This window comes from Streptomyces sp. NPDC088745 (genome assembly GCF_044751045.1).
Classification (GTDB): Bacteria; Actinomycetota; Actinomycetes; order Streptomycetales; family Streptomycetaceae; genus Streptomyces; species Streptomyces cremeus.
The window spans coordinates 42,283-56,926 of record NZ_JBIVLB010000017.1 but is presented as its reverse complement, the minus strand read 5'-3'; the positions used below and the strand labels follow the sequence as shown (position 1 = coordinate 56,926).

The 14,644-nt window shown below is 73.6% G+C and carries 14 protein-coding genes; 3 read left to right on the top strand and 11 right to left on the bottom strand.

Going from position 1 to position 14,644, the window contains the following annotated elements; genetic code table 11:
• Window positions 1–122 precede the first annotated feature (122 nt).
• Window positions 123–587, top strand: coding sequence for a nuclear transport factor 2 family protein (locus ACIP93_RS32035; RefSeq protein WP_345219946.1), 465 nt, complete (start codon window positions 123–125; stop codon window positions 585–587).
• A 71-nt stretch (window positions 588–658) separates the two neighbouring features.
• On the opposite strand, the gene ACIP93_RS32030 is transcribed toward ACIP93_RS32035, so the two are convergent.
• The 10 genes from ACIP93_RS32030 to ACIP93_RS31985 form a co-directional block, all read right to left on the bottom strand.
• Window positions 659–1,114, bottom strand: coding sequence for an ester cyclase (locus tag ACIP93_RS32030; RefSeq protein WP_345219947.1), 456 nt, complete (start codon window positions 1,112–1,114; stop codon window positions 659–661).
• 40 nt (window positions 1,115–1,154) lie between these two features.
• Window positions 1,155–2,246 (bottom strand): zinc-binding dehydrogenase, encoded by a 1,092-nt coding sequence (locus ACIP93_RS32025; protein ID WP_401764584.1) that lies wholly within the window; start codon window positions 2,244–2,246, stop codon window positions 1,155–1,157.
• Window positions 2,243–3,139, bottom strand: coding sequence for an NAD(P)H-binding protein (locus ACIP93_RS32020; protein WP_401764582.1), 897 nt, complete (start codon window positions 3,137–3,139; stop codon window positions 2,243–2,245). The genes ACIP93_RS32025 and ACIP93_RS32020 overlap by 4 nt, the downstream gene beginning before the upstream one ends.
• A gap of 90 nt (window positions 3,140–3,229) precedes the next feature.
• Window positions 3,230–4,156 carry a 4'-phosphopantetheinyl transferase family protein gene (locus tag ACIP93_RS32015; RefSeq protein ID WP_401764580.1) on the bottom strand — a complete coding sequence of 309 codons (927 nt, stop codon included), beginning with the start codon at window positions 4,154–4,156 and terminating at the stop codon, window positions 3,230–3,232.
• Window positions 4,157–4,170: 14 nt separating this feature from the next.
• The gene (locus tag ACIP93_RS32010) at window positions 4,171–5,901 is read right to left on the bottom strand and encodes an acyl-CoA dehydrogenase (protein ID WP_401764577.1); all 1,731 of its coding nucleotides are present in this window, start codon (window positions 5,899–5,901) and stop codon (window positions 4,171–4,173) included.
• The gene (locus ACIP93_RS32005; protein WP_401764576.1) at window positions 5,898–6,830 is read right to left on the bottom strand and encodes an SRPBCC family protein; all 933 of its coding nucleotides are present in this window, start codon (window positions 6,828–6,830) and stop codon (window positions 5,898–5,900) included. Before ACIP93_RS32005 ends, ACIP93_RS32010 begins: the two co-directional genes overlap by 4 nt.
• A gap of 117 nt (window positions 6,831–6,947) precedes the next feature.
• Complete coding sequence (locus ACIP93_RS32000) at window positions 6,948–7,706, bottom strand: alpha/beta fold hydrolase (protein ID WP_345219953.1); 759 nt, start codon at window positions 7,704–7,706, stop codon at window positions 6,948–6,950.
• Window positions 7,707–7,748: 42 nt separating this feature from the next.
• Window positions 7,749–8,570, bottom strand: coding sequence for an AfsR/SARP family transcriptional regulator (locus ACIP93_RS31995; protein WP_345219954.1), 822 nt, complete (start codon window positions 8,568–8,570; stop codon window positions 7,749–7,751).
• Window positions 8,571–8,972: 402 nt separating this feature from the next.
• Entirely contained in the window at window positions 8,973–9,809 is an 837-nt protein-coding gene (locus ACIP93_RS31990) for a BTAD domain-containing putative transcriptional regulator (protein WP_401764572.1), read from the bottom strand.
• Window positions 9,810–10,180: 371 nt separating this feature from the next.
• Window positions 10,181–10,801 carry a ScbR family autoregulator-binding transcription factor gene (locus ACIP93_RS31985; RefSeq protein WP_401764570.1) on the bottom strand — a complete coding sequence of 207 codons (621 nt, stop codon included), beginning with the start codon at window positions 10,799–10,801 and terminating at the stop codon, window positions 10,181–10,183.
• 614 nt (window positions 10,802–11,415) lie between these two features.
• Here ACIP93_RS31985 and ACIP93_RS31980 point away from each other — a divergent pair.
• Together ACIP93_RS31980 and ACIP93_RS31975 are read left to right on the top strand one after the other, a co-directional pair.
• On the top strand, window positions 11,416–12,285 hold the full coding sequence (locus tag ACIP93_RS31980) for a ScbA/BarX family gamma-butyrolactone biosynthesis protein (protein WP_401764567.1): 870 nt from the start codon (window positions 11,416–11,418) through the stop codon (window positions 12,283–12,285).
• Between the two features lie 96 nt (window positions 12,286–12,381).
• Window positions 12,382–13,077: a ScbR family autoregulator-binding transcription factor gene (locus ACIP93_RS31975; protein ID WP_401764564.1), complete on the top strand. Its 696-nt coding sequence runs from the start codon at window positions 12,382–12,384 to the stop codon at window positions 13,075–13,077.
• 31 nt (window positions 13,078–13,108) lie between these two features.
• Here ACIP93_RS31975 and ACIP93_RS31970 read toward each other — a convergent pair whose 3' ends face one another.
• Window positions 13,109–14,617, bottom strand: a complete 1,509-nt coding sequence (locus tag ACIP93_RS31970; protein WP_401764719.1) for an FAD-dependent monooxygenase — start codon at window positions 14,615–14,617, stop codon at window positions 13,109–13,111.
• Between the last annotated feature and the right edge of the window lie 27 nt (window positions 14,618–14,644).

Sequence of the window (14,644 nt, the reverse complement as noted above, 5' to 3'; positions counted from 1 at the left end):
CGGAAGGCGGCTGGAGGGCGGGCCCCGCCCGGTGCGCGCGGTCGCCGGTCGAGGGATCCTCCAAGGGGGTGCGACCCGCGGCGCACAGCATGGGGGCAGTCAAGGACCGAGAGGGAGAACCCATGACCACCGCGCCCGACCTCGCACCCGCAGCCCCCGCAGCCGCCGCCTGGAGTGCCGCGCTCCACGCCGAGGTGCAGCAGTTCTACGCCCACCAGATGCAGCTCCTCGACCTCGCCGAGGCACAGGGCTGGGCCGACACCTTCACCGAGGACGCGACCTTCGCCGTACCGACGCTGCCCGAGCCCGCGCGGGGCCGGGCCGCTCTGGTGGCGGCCACCACCCGCAGTCACGCCGAGCTCGCCGCGGCCGGTCAGCGCCACCGGCACTTTCTGGGGATGCTGGACGTGCGGCCGCGCCCCGACGGCGCGGTGGACGTCCGCTCGTACGCGATCGTGTACGTCTCGGACATCGGCGGCGCTTCCCGGGTGCACCGGGTGTGCGTCTGCGAGGACGTCCTGGTGCGGGACGCGGACGGTGGACTCAAGGTGTCGGCCCGTACGGTCGCCCGCGACGACCTGGCCTGAGGCTCCCGAGGGGCCGCGTGGAAGGGCCCGTGCCGCGAACCCCCGGGGTTGCGGCACGGGCCCTTCTGCGGTCACAGGACGTCGGCGGCGACGAGCCCCAGCTCCTTGAGCATCGGCAGGTAGTTGAAGACGTCGTGGTGCTCGATGATCTGCCCGGCGTCGTTGAACTGGAGTTCCTCCAGCATGAACCAGGACACCTTCTTGCCCGTCGGGGCCTTGCCGAGGAACTCGCCGAGGTGGGTGGCGGTCACCGTGATGCGGAGGATGACGCGGTCGCCCTCGGCGACGATGGACCGTACGTCCAGGTGCAGGTCGGGGAAGGCGGCGAGGCCCCCTCGCATGGCGGCGGCCATCTGCTCGGTGTCGACCGGGCGGTCCTCGGAGTAGTGCCGGATGTCCGGGGACCAGTGCGTGAAGATGCCGTCCAGTTCCCAGCGGTTCCAGGCGGCGGCGCAGGCGAGCGCGATCTCCTTGTTGCGTTCCTGCACGCCGGATGCGGCGGGACGCTCTTTCACCGGTGCGGTCATGGTGGGTTGTTCCCCTCGTCGTCTGCTGCGGGTCGGTGGCTCAGGGCGCGGTCGTCGGCCCGGGGGTCAGGACGTGTTTGCCGATGCTGGTGCCGTCCAGCAGGGCGCGCACCGCGCGGGCGGTGTGCTCCAGCGGGTGGCGGCCCGCGATGCGCGGGGTCAGGACGCCCGCCGTGGCGAGCCGGCACAGCTCGGTGTAGTCGGCGCTGAAGGCGGCGCCGGGTTTGACGTAGTACATGCTCATCCGGCGGCCGCCGGTCAGCCCCAGGTGGCGGGCGAAGAAGCGGGCCACGGTGCGGCGCAGGGCCGGGACGTGCGGCCGGAACCACTGGCCGGGCCGGTATCCGGCCACCGAGGAGTCGAAGGAGACCAGGGTGCCGCCGCGGGCGAGCATCGACCAGCCTGCGTCGAGTCCCCGGCCGCCGATGTGGTCGAAGACGGCGTCGACGCCGCCGGGGACCAGCGCGCGCACCTGGGCGGCGAGGTCGGGGGCGCGGTAGTCGAGCGGCTCCGCGCCCAGTTGGCGTACGGCGTCGTGCTTGGCGGCGGACGCGGTGGCGACGACCCGCAGCCCGTGGTGGACGGCGAGCTGGGTGAGCAGGGCGCCCACGCCTCCGCTCGCCCCGTGCACCAGAACGGTCTGGCCGGGGCGCAATCGGGTGAGCCGGTGCAGCATCTGGTAGGCGGTGACCCCGTTGGCGACCAGGGCCACGGCCACGTCCGCGTCGAGTTCCTCCGGGACCTCGGTCAGGTCCTTGGCCGGCAGGGCGACGTAGCGCTGCCAGGAGCCCGTGCGGGGCATCGCGGCGACGCGGTCGCCGGTCTTCCAGCCGGTGACGCCGGGGCCGACCTCGACGATCCGCCCGACGAGGTCGTAGCCGGGCACGAAGGGGAAGCGCGGCGGGAACGGGTGGAGGTGCTGGAGCATCTGGACCTCGGCGAAGGACACCCCGGCCGCTTCCACGGCGACCACGACACCGCCCTTGGCGGCCGCGGGCCGGGGGCCCGTCTCGGTCTGGATGTGCTCCTCGGGCGTTCCGCTGCCGGTCATCCGGACCAGGAGGTTGGCGGTGGCGGTGCCCGACGTGCCGGGTCCGCCGGTCGCGGGGCGCTCGGCGGGTGCCGCGCTCATGCCGCACCGCCCGTCGGCTGCGGGGCGCGGTCGGCGGCGTGGCCGGCGGCCCGCTCCGCCGCGAAGTCGGCGGCGTGGTCGGCGACCCAGCGGGCGAAGGTCAGCGCCGGGCGGCCGGTGACCCGCTCGACGGTGTCCTTGGGCACGGGCGGGTGGTCGACGGCGTCGGCGAGGTAGCCCAGCACCATCTCGACCACCGGCTGGGGCATGGCCCGGCCCATGGCCTTGCGCGCCTGCGCCGGGGTGATCTCCTCGAAGGCGAGGGGGCGGCCGAGCACCTGGGCGATCTGGCGGACCTGGTCGGCCTGGGTGATGGCCTCGGGGCCGGTGAGCACGTACGCCTGCCCGGTGTGACCGTCCGTCAGGAGGGCGGTGGCGGCGACGGCGGCGACGTCGTCCTCGTGGATGAGCACGCGTGCCGCGTTGCCGTAGGGGGCCCGTACGACGCCCTCGGTGCGGATGGAGTGGCCCCACTTCCACAGCAGGTTGGTGGCGAACTCGTCGGGGCGCACGAAGGTCCACTCCAGGCCGGACTGCTCGACGGCGCGCTCGACGGCGCGGTGGTACTCGCCGCTGTGGTTGTCGCCCGAGGTGTCCAGGACCGAGGAGGAGGAGAGGACGACGATCCGGCGCACCCCCGACTCCTTGGCCAGGGCGACGACCTCGCGGGCGGCCTCGGGCACCGGGAAGAGGTAGAGGCGCTCCACGCCGTCGAGGGCGGCGCGCAGGGTCTCCGGCTTCTCCAGGTCGCCCTCGAAGACCTCGACCTGTTCGGGCAGACCGGCGGTCGCCGGGGTGCGGCTGATCGCGCGCACCGACGCACCCGCCGCGACGAGCCGGGCGACCACGAGCCGGCCCACGGCTCCCGTCGCTCCAGTCACCAAGATTGTCACGTGCCTGCTCCAGCCTGTTGGGCCCCGGGCGTCCCGGGGACTTGGCGCTCGGTAGTGCTGCCCAGCTTCCGGCGTGCCGGTGGAGGGGCCTTAGAGGGCCCTTCGAGGCGGCCCGCCCGGCTCCCGGTGCCGGGCGGTGCGCACGGCACCGGTGAACTCGGGGTCGAGCATGGTGCGGGCGGTGAGGTCGTGGGCGGGGTCCAGTCCGGTGTCCTGGCAGGCCGTGCTCACCAGGTAGCGGCCGTCCAGCACCGGGTGGGTGGTGAAGGTCCAGTCGCCGCCGGGCGCCGGGGAGCCGTCGGCGGTGACGGGGGCGCCGTCGTCGCCGAAGCCGAACTCGGTGAACCCCAGCCGCATCCCCTGCCCGAGCGCCTTGGTGTAGGCCTCCTTCAGGGTCCACAGCCGCAGCAGCCCCCGCGCCTGCCGCTCGGGCGTCAGCCCGGCCAGCAGGGCCGCCTCGGCGGGGGTGCACATGCGCCGCCCCAGTACGCCGAAGGGGATCTCGCGGCCCACGGGTTCGGCGTCCACGCCGATCCGGCCGGTGCGGCTGACCGCGACGACGAGGAGGTCGCCGGTGTGGCTGAGGCTGACGTCGAGCTGGTCGAAGCCGCGCAGGAAGGGCCTGCCGCCGATCCGGTACGCGAGTTCCAGCGCGGCCGGGTCGGTGTCCAGGACCGCGGCGGCCGTGTGCTTGACGAGCATCCGGGAGGTGACGAAGCGGTAGCGGGCCACCGCGTTCCCGGTGCGCCGGTAGCGCTGCCAGTCGCGGCCCAGCAGGGGGCGCAGCGCGGGGTCGGTGAGCGCGGCGGACAGCCACTCGCCCCAGGTCGCGGTGACGACGGCATGTCCTTCCCGCTCCAGGCGTGCGCGCACCGTCTCCCAGGACCGGGCGGGTGCGGAGCCGGGCATGTGCAGGGGCGGCGCGGGCACGGTGGTGCTGTCGGCCGCGCCGGGGTGGGGCGTCTGGCTGGGGTGGGGCGTCTCGGTCGGGTGGTGCACGTCGCTCCGGTGGGACACGTCCCGCTCCCTCCTCAGTACGCGGGTGCGCCGCCGTCCAGGGCGCAGTCGCGGTCGCCGCGGCCGCGGCGGGCGAGTTCGTCCAGGACCTGCGTCACGCAGCTTTCGGGTGGTGCGGGCGCGGTGAGGCCCAGCCTTCTGGCCAGCCGGGACAGTGCCAGCACCGCCCAGGCGGGCTCGGCGAGGAAGGCGTCGGTGCCGTCCTGGGCCTCCCAGACGCCGAGCACCGCGGCCGCGCCCTGGAGCAGCGCGAACCGGTCGCTGAGCACCACGGCAGCCGGGTCGAAGACGTCGGGCAGGGCCGTGCAGCGACGGCGCAGTTCGTGCAGTTCGCCGGTGAACGCCTGGGCGAGAGCGGCCAGTACGGTACGGGCGCCGTCGGCGCGCGGAGCGTGGGACAGGCGTTCGACCGAGGCGAGCAGAGCGGCGGTGAGGAGGTCCCCGCCGTCGGCGGCCGACGGCAGCCGGTGCTTGAGCGCGGGCAGGTCCGCGCCCGTGCGGAAGAGTGCGGGTGGCGGTGCGGTGTCCCGGAACCAGGAGTGCGCGGCCAGTGCGCGCAGTTGGGGGACGATGACGGCGTGGCAGGCAGCCGTGCCGGTGTGGCCGAGGCCCGCGTGCGGCAGGTCGCGGACCAGCTTGTCGCGGGCCGCGTGCGCGCTGCCCGGTGAGTGGCCGTGCGTGCCCAGGACGCCGATCAGGTCCTCCAGGTTCTCCCGCAGTACGTCCAGGACGACCTGGCTGAGGGCGGCGGCCGTCAGGGGGGTGCGGCCGGCCGGCAGGCTCAGCGCGCGCAGGGCGACGGTGGCCATGCTGTCGCAGGCGAGCAGGTCGGCGAAGAGCGGGGCCAGCGCGGTGTGCCGCCGCCGGACCGTCCGGGCGTCACGGCCGGCGAACACGGTGTGCGCGGCGAGGCGCAGTACGGTCTCGGCGGCGGCGACGGCGGCGCCCGCGACGAGGCAGCGGTCGAGCTGGAAGGTGCGCAGGGCGAGCGCGGTCCCGTCGCCGGGGCGGCCGAGCAGGGTGTCCGCGGGCAGGGGGCAGTGCGTGAACTCCAGTGCGGACAGCGGGATGCCGCGCAGGCCGGAGGCGGGCGCCCTGGGCAGCGTACGCACGGCGTCGACGGGCAGCAGGCCGGGTTCCAGCAGGAATACGGAACGGCCGGGGCCGGATGCGGTGCGGGCGTGGACGACCCAGGCGCCCGCCCGGCGGGCGTCCCTGACGAGGTCCTTGCGGCCGTGGAGGATCCAGCCGTCGCGGGCCCGGCGGACGCTCGGCCCGCCCCGGATCAGGGCGTTGGCGTGGGCGAGTTCGCCGGGCACGACGGTCAACCGGCCGCCGCCCAGGAGCAGTTGTGCGGTGCGCCGTCGTTGCCGGGCGTCACCCACCGCCCACACGGGCGCGGCGGCGGCCAGCGGTGCGGCGCCGAGGCCGAGGGCGAGATCGCGGCGGAAGACCGGGCGCAGCGCGGCCAGGAGCAGGTCGGCACGGGTGAACAGGCCGCCGGACGCGACCGGTACGCACTCGGCTCCGACGCCCGCCTCGCCGAGCAGGGCCTCGGTGGGCTCCGGGGGCACGCCCCGGGTGTCCGCGGCGGCGAGGGCGGCCTGCGAGTGCGGGTTGGCCGGGTCGCGGGGGTCGCCGAGGAGGGCTTCGAGCCGGGCCGCGCGCTGCCGTGCGGCCGCCAGGGGCCGTGCGCCGCCTTCGGGGCGCCCCGGCCGGGGGGTGGTGAGGGGTGGCCGGTTCACAGGGTGCGGACCGCTGTTTCCGCGTGCCGCTTGGCGCCGTTCAGCACGGCCCTGCTCTGCCCCCGGAGCAGGTCGCGCGCGTGGGCGCGGACCGCGGCGGTGGCGACGTGCGGGTCCTCGCGCAGCAGCACCTGGTGGTGGGCGAAGGCGGTGACGTCCCGTTCGCCGGGCACCACCGACCACTCGGTGGTGTGCGCCTGGAACGGCTCCTGCGGCGCGGTCTCCTTGGCGATGATCCGCAGGGCGTGCGGGAAGCAGACCCGGACCGTCTCGGTGCTGCGCACCCGGGCGCCGCACCGGGTCTCGGCGCGGACGTGCTGCACTCCGGGCCGCTCCTCGGCGACCCGGGCGCTCAGCAGGTGCGGGACGCGGCCCGGCCAGTCGGCGATGGAGCACAGGAAGGAGTAGACGAGTTCGGCGGGGCCCTTGATGCGTACGGACTCCTCGAAGGAGAGCAGCAGTTGCTCCAGCCGGTCCCAGCGCTCGGCGACGGCCCCAAGGCGGGCCAGTTCGGCGGCGCTGCGGGCGTCGGTGGCCCGCACCGCCGCATCGGCGTCCCCGGGGCCGCCCCGGTCGAGGGTCATGTCGTGGTCCAGGGCGAGCCGGCAGCGTCCGCCCGCCCTGGTCTCGACCCGCCAGCTTCCGGTGTGGGACAGGACCGGGTCCGCGGGCGCCTCGTGGTGGAAGTCGATGCGCCGGGCCCCGGCGTCGAGGGTGCGGCGGACCAGGCAGGAGCGGACCGTGCCGTACTGCTGGGTCCAGGCCTGGAACCGGTCGTGGACCCCGTCGAAGTCGAGCCGTTCGACGTGGATGCTCGAACGCAGGAACAGCGGCCAGCGGGGGCTGTCGGCGAGAGTCGCGTAGACCGCACCGGCAGGGGCGTCCACGTCCACCGAGTACGTTCTGTGCTGCACGCGTGCAACCGCCATCGGCCCCGTCTCCTTCCGACGTCCGCTGCGGCGTCTGCGTCGAGGTTCACCGGGAGGCCCGGAGAACCCCTCGAACCTTCCTCGACCGGCACCGGTGCGGACGTGCCCGGAGCAGGGCTAGTGCCGCACGGAGCGCTCCACGATCCGGCAGGCCCTGCCCAGCAGTCGTGGCAGGTCGTCGTCGCGGACGAAGAAGTGGCCGCCGGGCAGGGTGCGGTGGACGAAGCGCCCGTCGGTGAAGGCCCGCCAGCCGCGCACCGTCTCCGTGGGCACCAGCGCGTCCGTGCTGCCGCCGACGGCCAGCAGCGGCAGCGGTACGGGTCCGCCGGTGGCCGGGGCGAGGGCGGCGGCGCGCAGGTCGGCGGCCAGCCGCAGGTCGTCGCGGAGCACCGGCAGGACCAGCCGGTGCCACACGTCGCCCGGCACGGTGTCCTCGGGCACCGCCTCGAACTTCTCCAGCACCCGCAGCAGTTCGTGGTCGGGGGCCTCGGCGGCGGAGATCAGTTCGCCCGCGTCGCCCGGCGGCGGGCAGGCGCCGACGGCCAGCAGGGCCGGCAACGGCAGCCCGGCCGCGTGCAGGGCTCGGGTGAGGGTGTAGGCGATCAGTCCGCCCAGGCTGTGCCCGTACAGGACGTACGGGCCCGCCGGCTGCGGCGAGAACAGGTCGTGCAGGTCGGCGAGGAGGGCCTGACGGGTGGTCACCCGCAGCTCGCGGCGCCGTGCTTCGCGGCCGGGCAACGGCCTCGGCTCGGGGCGGGCCGTGCCGGCCAGGAGGGTGTCCCAGCGGCGGAACGCCGAGGTTCCCGCTCCCGCGTGCGCGAAGCACACCAGCCGTACGCCCCGCTCTCCTGCCGTGTCCGGCCCTGGCTCGTGCACCGTCGTCCTCCCTCTCCGCCTCTTGTGTCCGGGCACCGGCCCTCAGGCCGCGTACAGGTCGAACGTGGAACCCCGCCGGGCGCCGCCGAGCACGTCCAGTGTCGGGTCCACCGCGAGCATCGCCTGGTGGAGCCGCTGGAGCTGCGGCGAGGGCTCGATGCCGAGGTCCTCGATGAGCCGGGTGCGCAGCCTGCGGTAGACGTCCAGTGCGGTGGCCTGGCGGCCGGACCGGTAGAGCGCCACCATCGCCTGCGAGTGCAGGCCCTCGTGCTGGGGGTGACGGGCGACCAGTTCGGTGAGTTCGGCGAGGAGTTCGGAGTGGCGGCCGAGCCGCAGGTCGACGTCGATGCGCCGCTCGACGGTCACCATCCGGCTCTCTTCGAGCCGCATGACGTCGATCTCCAGGATCGGACCCACGCGTACGTCGACGAGGGCCGGGCCCTTCCAGAGCGCGAGCGCCTGCCGCAGCCGGGCCGCGGCCAGCGGGTCGTCGCCCGCCTCGATGGCGCTCTGCCCCTCGGCGACCAGCCGCTCGTACTCGTGGACGTCCACGCTGGACGCGGGGACCTGCAGCAGGTAGCCGCCGTGCCGGGTGGCGAGCACCTCCTTGGCCGCGCCCGGGTTGCCCGGCCCCATGGCAGTGCCGAGCCTGCGGCGCAGCTGGAGTATGTAGGTCTGCAGCGTGGTCAGCGCGCTCTGCGGCAGCTCGGTGCCCCACACCTCCTCCATCAGGGTCGGTACGGGCATCACCCGCCCCGGGTAGAGCGCGAGCAGCGCCAGAATCTGACGCGGCTTGCCGGCCGTCGGAACAATCGAACCCTCGTTGACCTCAGCGCTCAACGGACCCAGAACCTGAATCTGCACGGTTTCCTCAGCTCGTTGTCGAGTTCACATGGATAAAGCCTGCGACGGAGGCACAGTAGCGGGACCCGAGGGGGCCCCTCGAATTCCTTGAGCGCGTATCGAGTCCGTCTCCAACAAGGCACGTCCGCCGATTTCCTGAACTGCTGAGATCCATGATCCCAGCAGGTCGCCACGGCCTGGAGCTGCACGCTCGGCACCTTTCACGCCCCGGATTTTTCGGGCATGCCGAGGAATCACCCTCGGTGAAATTCCGCTCAAGGTGCGCTCCAGTGGAATTCCGGCCGCAGCTGATGCACCGCAGGGGCGAAGTCGAATTCCACGCCGAAGAAACGCGAAGGAGACGCGAAGAGAGGGCGAAGGGAAGGAAAGTTGAAGAGAGGAATACCGGCGGGAAGGCGCGTTTCAGCCGACGCGGTCCCCGTGGAACTCCGCAGCGCCGAGCGGGGCGTCGGGACCGGCCATGAGGATCGACCGCTGCAGCCTGCGCAGGACGGCCGAGGGTTCCAGCCCGAGTTCGCGCGCCAGGGTCTGGTGCAGCCGCTGGTAGACGTCGAGGGCCTCGCCCCGGCGTCCGGACCGGTGCAGCGCCAGCATGAACTGGCCGTGCAGGTTCTCGTGGGTGCGGTAGCGGCCGGCCAGCACGGTCAGTTCCGCCAGCAGTTCCCGGTGCCGCCCGATCCGCAGGTCGGCCTCGATGCGCTGATCGAGGGCGCACAGCCGGGTCTCCTCCAACCGCCGCGCCTCGGTCTCCAGTTGAACACCGCTGTCCACGTCGGCGAAGGCCGGTCCCGACCACCGGGACAACGCCTCGCGCAGCAGCCGGGCGGCACCGGGGAAGTCGCCCGCGTCCATCGCCTGGGACCCCCTGACGACCAGCCGGTCGAACTCCCGGACGTCACTGGTGCCGCCCCCGCTGTGGAGCAGGTAGCCGCCGGGCAGCGTGAGCAGCACGTCCTTGGCGGTGCGCCGGCCCGGCACGCCCTCCTGCCCCTTCTCCTGCCCCTGTTCCAGGGCCGCCGAGATCAGGGACCGCAACTGCAGTACGTACGTCTGGAGCGTGGTGCGGGCGCTGCGCGGCGGTGTGCCCGCCCACAGTTCCTCGATCAGGGCCGGGACCGGGACGACCTGATCGGCGTGGAGCGCGAGGAGCGCCAGCACTTGCCGCGCCTTGGGGGCGGTGGGGGTGATGGAGTAACCCTGCTCCCTGACCGCCAGAGTGCCCAGTAGTGCGATGTCCACGAGATTTCCCCTGTCCAAGGCCATGGATGAGCGACCTCAGTAAAAAACAGGGCCAACGGTTTGTCAACAAGAAACCGACCGCACCGTCCTGTTAGCGCTCACCTCCCCACAGCCCCTTCCTTACTGCCCTCACCTGCACCTTTACTAAACCTCGACACTTCCGGAAAAGCGCGGGATCAGGCCATGATCCATTGACCGCAGGCCGATACCCCGCGCAAACAGACCCTCGGGTCTCCTTTGTGTGGCCCATGCACGCAAAAGTCCGGGCAGGCACGCGTTCGGGCAGGTACGCGTTCGGGCACGCAAGAGTCCGCGCACGCAGAAGGCCCGGTGCCGCGCACGTGCGCGGCACCGGGCCCGGCCTCGAAGCCCTACCGGGGCCCGGTGCCGCCCGCGTCGAGCCGCGCCAGCAGGGGATCGGGCGCGACGGACGGCAGCAGCACCCGCCAGATGCGGCTCACCGTCCCCTCCGAGAGCCACTCCGCGTCCCGCGCACCGAGCACTTCGAGCCCCACGGTGGCGGCCGTCACGGTGGTCGCCACGTCCCGGGCCGCGACCCCCGGGCGCAGCTCCCCCGCGGCCTCGGCCTGGACGAGCTCCTGCTCCACCCAGTCCCGCCAGTGGTCCCGCAGATCGGTTCCGGCCGGGTGGGGCAGCTCGCAGCCCAGGGAGAATCCCGTACGGAGCACCACGTCACGGCAGAGCGCGTCGGCGAGCCGGTGCGTGGTGTCGACCAGCAGCTGCACATGGCTCGCTTCGGCCGGGAAATCGGCGCGGATGACGGCCCGCAGCCTGCTCAGCGCCTCCGCCTCGACGACATCGGCCAGGGCGGCCTTGCTCTCGAAGTGGAAGTGCAGTGCGCCGGCGCTCACCCCGGCACGCGCGCAGATCGCGGTGAGCGAGGCCCTGGAGAAGCCCTCGCGGCCGAAAACCTCCGCCGCGGACCGGATCAGGGTTTCTCGTGTACGCGCCGCCCGCTCCTGTTTGACCATCGACCGCTCCATCACTGCAAGGGGGGGTACCGGGTCCGCCGAAGCGAGGGTGGAGAGGCGGAGAACCACGGCACTTGTCGAAAAGGGCCGGGGTCGAGGCGTACGAGCACACCCCACCACCGCGGCCGCCGCCACGGTGCGGCCCCCCTTGCGAGCCAACATAACAAACCGCACGTGCCGTTTCTACCGAACGGCCGGCCCCGCGCACATCCGCGACCGAACCTCCTCACGGCCCGCCGCCGAAAACGCGGAAGAATGCGCCAGCCTCTCAAGGACCGCTCGAGAAACGCTGGAGGACGGAGGCCGCCGAGCCACACAAGCCCCGCATTCACCGCCTCGGGAACCTGCCCCCACCAGGGCGGACAAGCGAACCGGAAGGGACGCGTCCGGCGAAATCCACTGCTCTGGTACACATCCCGGTCGGTCGATATCTTTCGACCGGACGCCACTCGGACACATCGCGCACCATTCCAGGGGGAGCAGTGCCGGCGAGCACGTTTCAGGACGAACTCAGAGCGTTCGACGCACCGGCGGGAAGGTGCTGCGCGGATTCCGTACTCCGTCCGGACCGCCCCCGTCCCGCGACGCTGACCAGCACCGTCCCGCGCGAACTGGTGCACAGGTCCGCCGTGGCCGAAGTGCTGCTCACCGGCTGGCGGCGGGTGGACGACACCCGCTTCGTGATATCCGCCCAGTGGCCGCGGGGCCACAGCTTCTTCACCCCGGTCGCCGACGGCCGCTACGACCCGCTGATCGGCTGCGAGACCCTGCGCCAGATCGGCATCCTGCTGGGGCACGCGGAGTTCGGTGTGCCGTTCGGCCACCAGTTCCTCATCCAGGACCTCCACTTCGCCGTCCGGCCGCAGCACCTGGAGGTGGGGTACGAACCTGCCGCGCTCAGCATCTCCATCACCTGCACGCAGGTCGTCCGGCGGGGCGAGAACCTCGCCCGCATGCGCTTCGAGGCCGTCTTCCACCGCGACGGCCAGGTCGCCGCGACGGGCGGCGGGTCCTTCTCCTGCCTCGCGCCGAAGGTATACCGGCGGCTGCGCGGCGCGCACCTGCCGGCCGGCGGTCGCGGGCCGTCCGCCCCGGGTCCCCCGACGGCCCCTGCCCGGGTGGGGCGCCTCTCGCCCATGGACGTCGTCCTGTCCCCCACCGACGCGCGCGACCGCTGGCTGCTGCGGGCCGACACCCGCCATCCCGTCCTCTTCGAGCACGCCGTCGACCACGTGCCGGGGATGGTCCTGATCGAGGCGGCCCGGCAGGCCACGGCGGTGGCGCTGGACCGCCCCCGCTACCTTCCGATGAACCTCGCCTGCGAGTTCGCACGCTACACCGAGCTGGCGCAGCCCTGCACGATCGAGGCCCGGCCGCTGCCCGCCCCCGCCCCGGGAGGCGGCCGGAGCGTCCTGGTGACCGCGGTGCAGAGCGGCGTCCCGGTCTTCACCTGCACCGTCACGGCCGCCCCGGACGGGGACTGACGTCCTGAGGGGCGACCTCGGCGGCACCCCACCGTAAGATACGGACTGAGCGGTTTTTTTGGCCACTCGAACCACCCCGAGGAATCAGGAGGCGCCGTGGCCGAGCAGGTCCGAGCCATTCGTACCCGTCGCACGATCCTGACCGCGGCGGCCAGAGTCTTCGAGGTGCACGGGTACCAGGCGGCCACGATCGCCCAGATCCTCAAGGAGGCGGGCACGACCAAGGGCGCCCTGTACTTCCACTTCGTCTCCAAGGAGGACCTGGCCCAGGCCGTCCTGGCCGAGCAGGACCACAGCATCCAGGTTCCGCACCGCGTCTCCAAGGTGCAGGAGATCGTGGACATCGTGATGCTGCACGCCCATCGCCTGCAGACGGACCCGATCGTCCGCGCGGCGGTCCGGCTGACGATGGATCAGCAGTCGGAGGGCCTGGACCGCAGCGGCCCGTTCCTGCGCTGGGTCGGGGTCGGCGTCCCGCTGCTGGAGGAGGCCCAGGCCAGGGGCGAACTGCTGCCCCACGCGGTGCCCTCCGAGACGGCCGCCGTCATCGTGGGCTCCTTCGCCGGCATCCAGTCCATGTCCCAGGCCATCTGCGAGTACCGCGACCTGGTCACCAGGGTCTCCGCCATGCTGCGGCACGTGCTGCCCAGCGCGGTGGCCCCCTCCATCCTCGCCTCGCTCGACCTCGCCGAGAGCCGGGGCGCCAGGGTCTACGAGGAGGCCGTGCATGCCTCCCTGGAGCAGCAGGCGCACACCGCCCGGACGCAGGAAGCGCTCGACACCGTCGGCTGAGGGCCGGGGCCCGGCCCTTCCCGGCGCCCCGTCAGGGGCGGCCCGTCCCGGCGTCCTCGGCGACGTACGCCGACAGTGCCGTGCCCAGGTCGCCGCCGTCCGACGTCCAGGCCAGGTAGCCGTCGGGCCGTACCAGCGCCGCCTCGTACGCAACGTCGGGTACGGGTGCGGCGCGGACCACTTTCAGCGTCCGGCCCCAGGCGCGCGCCCGGTCGAGGTGGCGGGCGCCGGCGTTGCCGAGGAGCAGCAGCAGCGGTCTGCCGTCCTGGAGCAGTTCGACGACGTCGGTGTCTCCCGTCTCCGTGGTGAGGGCCAGGTTGGCCAGGAACGTGCCGGCCGCCGGGCCGCCGTCCCCGGCGGGGGCGGGCAGCACCGTGTCCTGGGCGCTGATGAGGTCGCCGAGACGGCGTCCGCTCTCCTGGCCGGTGAGCAGCAGCGAGCGGAACACCCCGCGCAGGGCGTCGAGTTCGGGCCCCGGGCGCATCAGCGCGAGCTGGGCCCGGGTGTTGTCGATGACCTGCTGGGCCGACGGGCGGCGTTCCGCGTCGTAGGTGTCGAGCAGTCCGGCGCCCGCCCTGCCCCGCACCGCGAGCGCCAGCTTCCAGCCCAGGTTGAGCGCGTCCAGCACTCCGGTGCTCAGACCCTGTCCGCCGATCGGGAAGTGCACGTGCGCCGCGTCGCCCGCCAGGAAGACGCGTCCCGCACGGAAGGTGCGGGCGAGTCGGGTGACATCGCTGAACCTGTCCAGCCAGCGCGGCTGTGTCATGGCGATCTCCCGCCCGGCGATCCGGGAGACCTCCCGGCGCAGTTCCTCCAGGGTGGGCGGTGTGTGCCGGCCTGGGTGCGCGCCCCGGCAGTCGAGTGTCCGTACGTGCGTGTGGCCCCCGGCGTCGCGCTTGGCGACGATCCAGCCGCGTGCGGTGTGCTGCCAGCCGTCGGGCAGCGCTCCGGGGTCGGTGAGGGCGACGGCGCCCATCAGGGCGGACACCGTGGCCGGTCCGGTGTCGGAGGTGATGGCCGCCTGTTCCCGCACCGCGCTGCGGGCTCCGTCGGCCCCCACCACGTACTGCGCCTCGACGCGCACCCCGCGGCCGTGCGGGCCCTCGGCCTCGATCCGTACGCCGCCGTCCCGTTCGGCGACCTCGGTGACCCGGTGCCCCCGCAGGATGCGGGCGCCCGCCGTCCGGGCCCGCTCCTCGAAGCCCCTTTCGAGCTGTGCCTGGGGGTACTTGAGGAGGGGCTGGGGTTCCCGGTCGGGGGCGGTGATCACCAGTCCCGGCAGGCCCGCGAAGTGGAAGGGCAGGCCCCTCGCGCCGCGGGCGGGACCTGTCGCGGGGCCGGGCAGGTGGCCCCGCCTGGCCAGGCACTGCACCGCCCGCGCGTGCAGGGTGTTCGCCTTGGGCCGCTCGCTGACGTCGTCCCGTGCTTCCAGGAGTACGGTGCCGACCCCGTGGCTCGCCAACTCGGCTGCCAGCAGCATGCCGACGGGTCCTCCGCCGACCACCGCCACCTGCGTACGCAACCGACCGTTCTCCTGCACAGCGGCGCCCCCCTCGGCCCTCGGCAC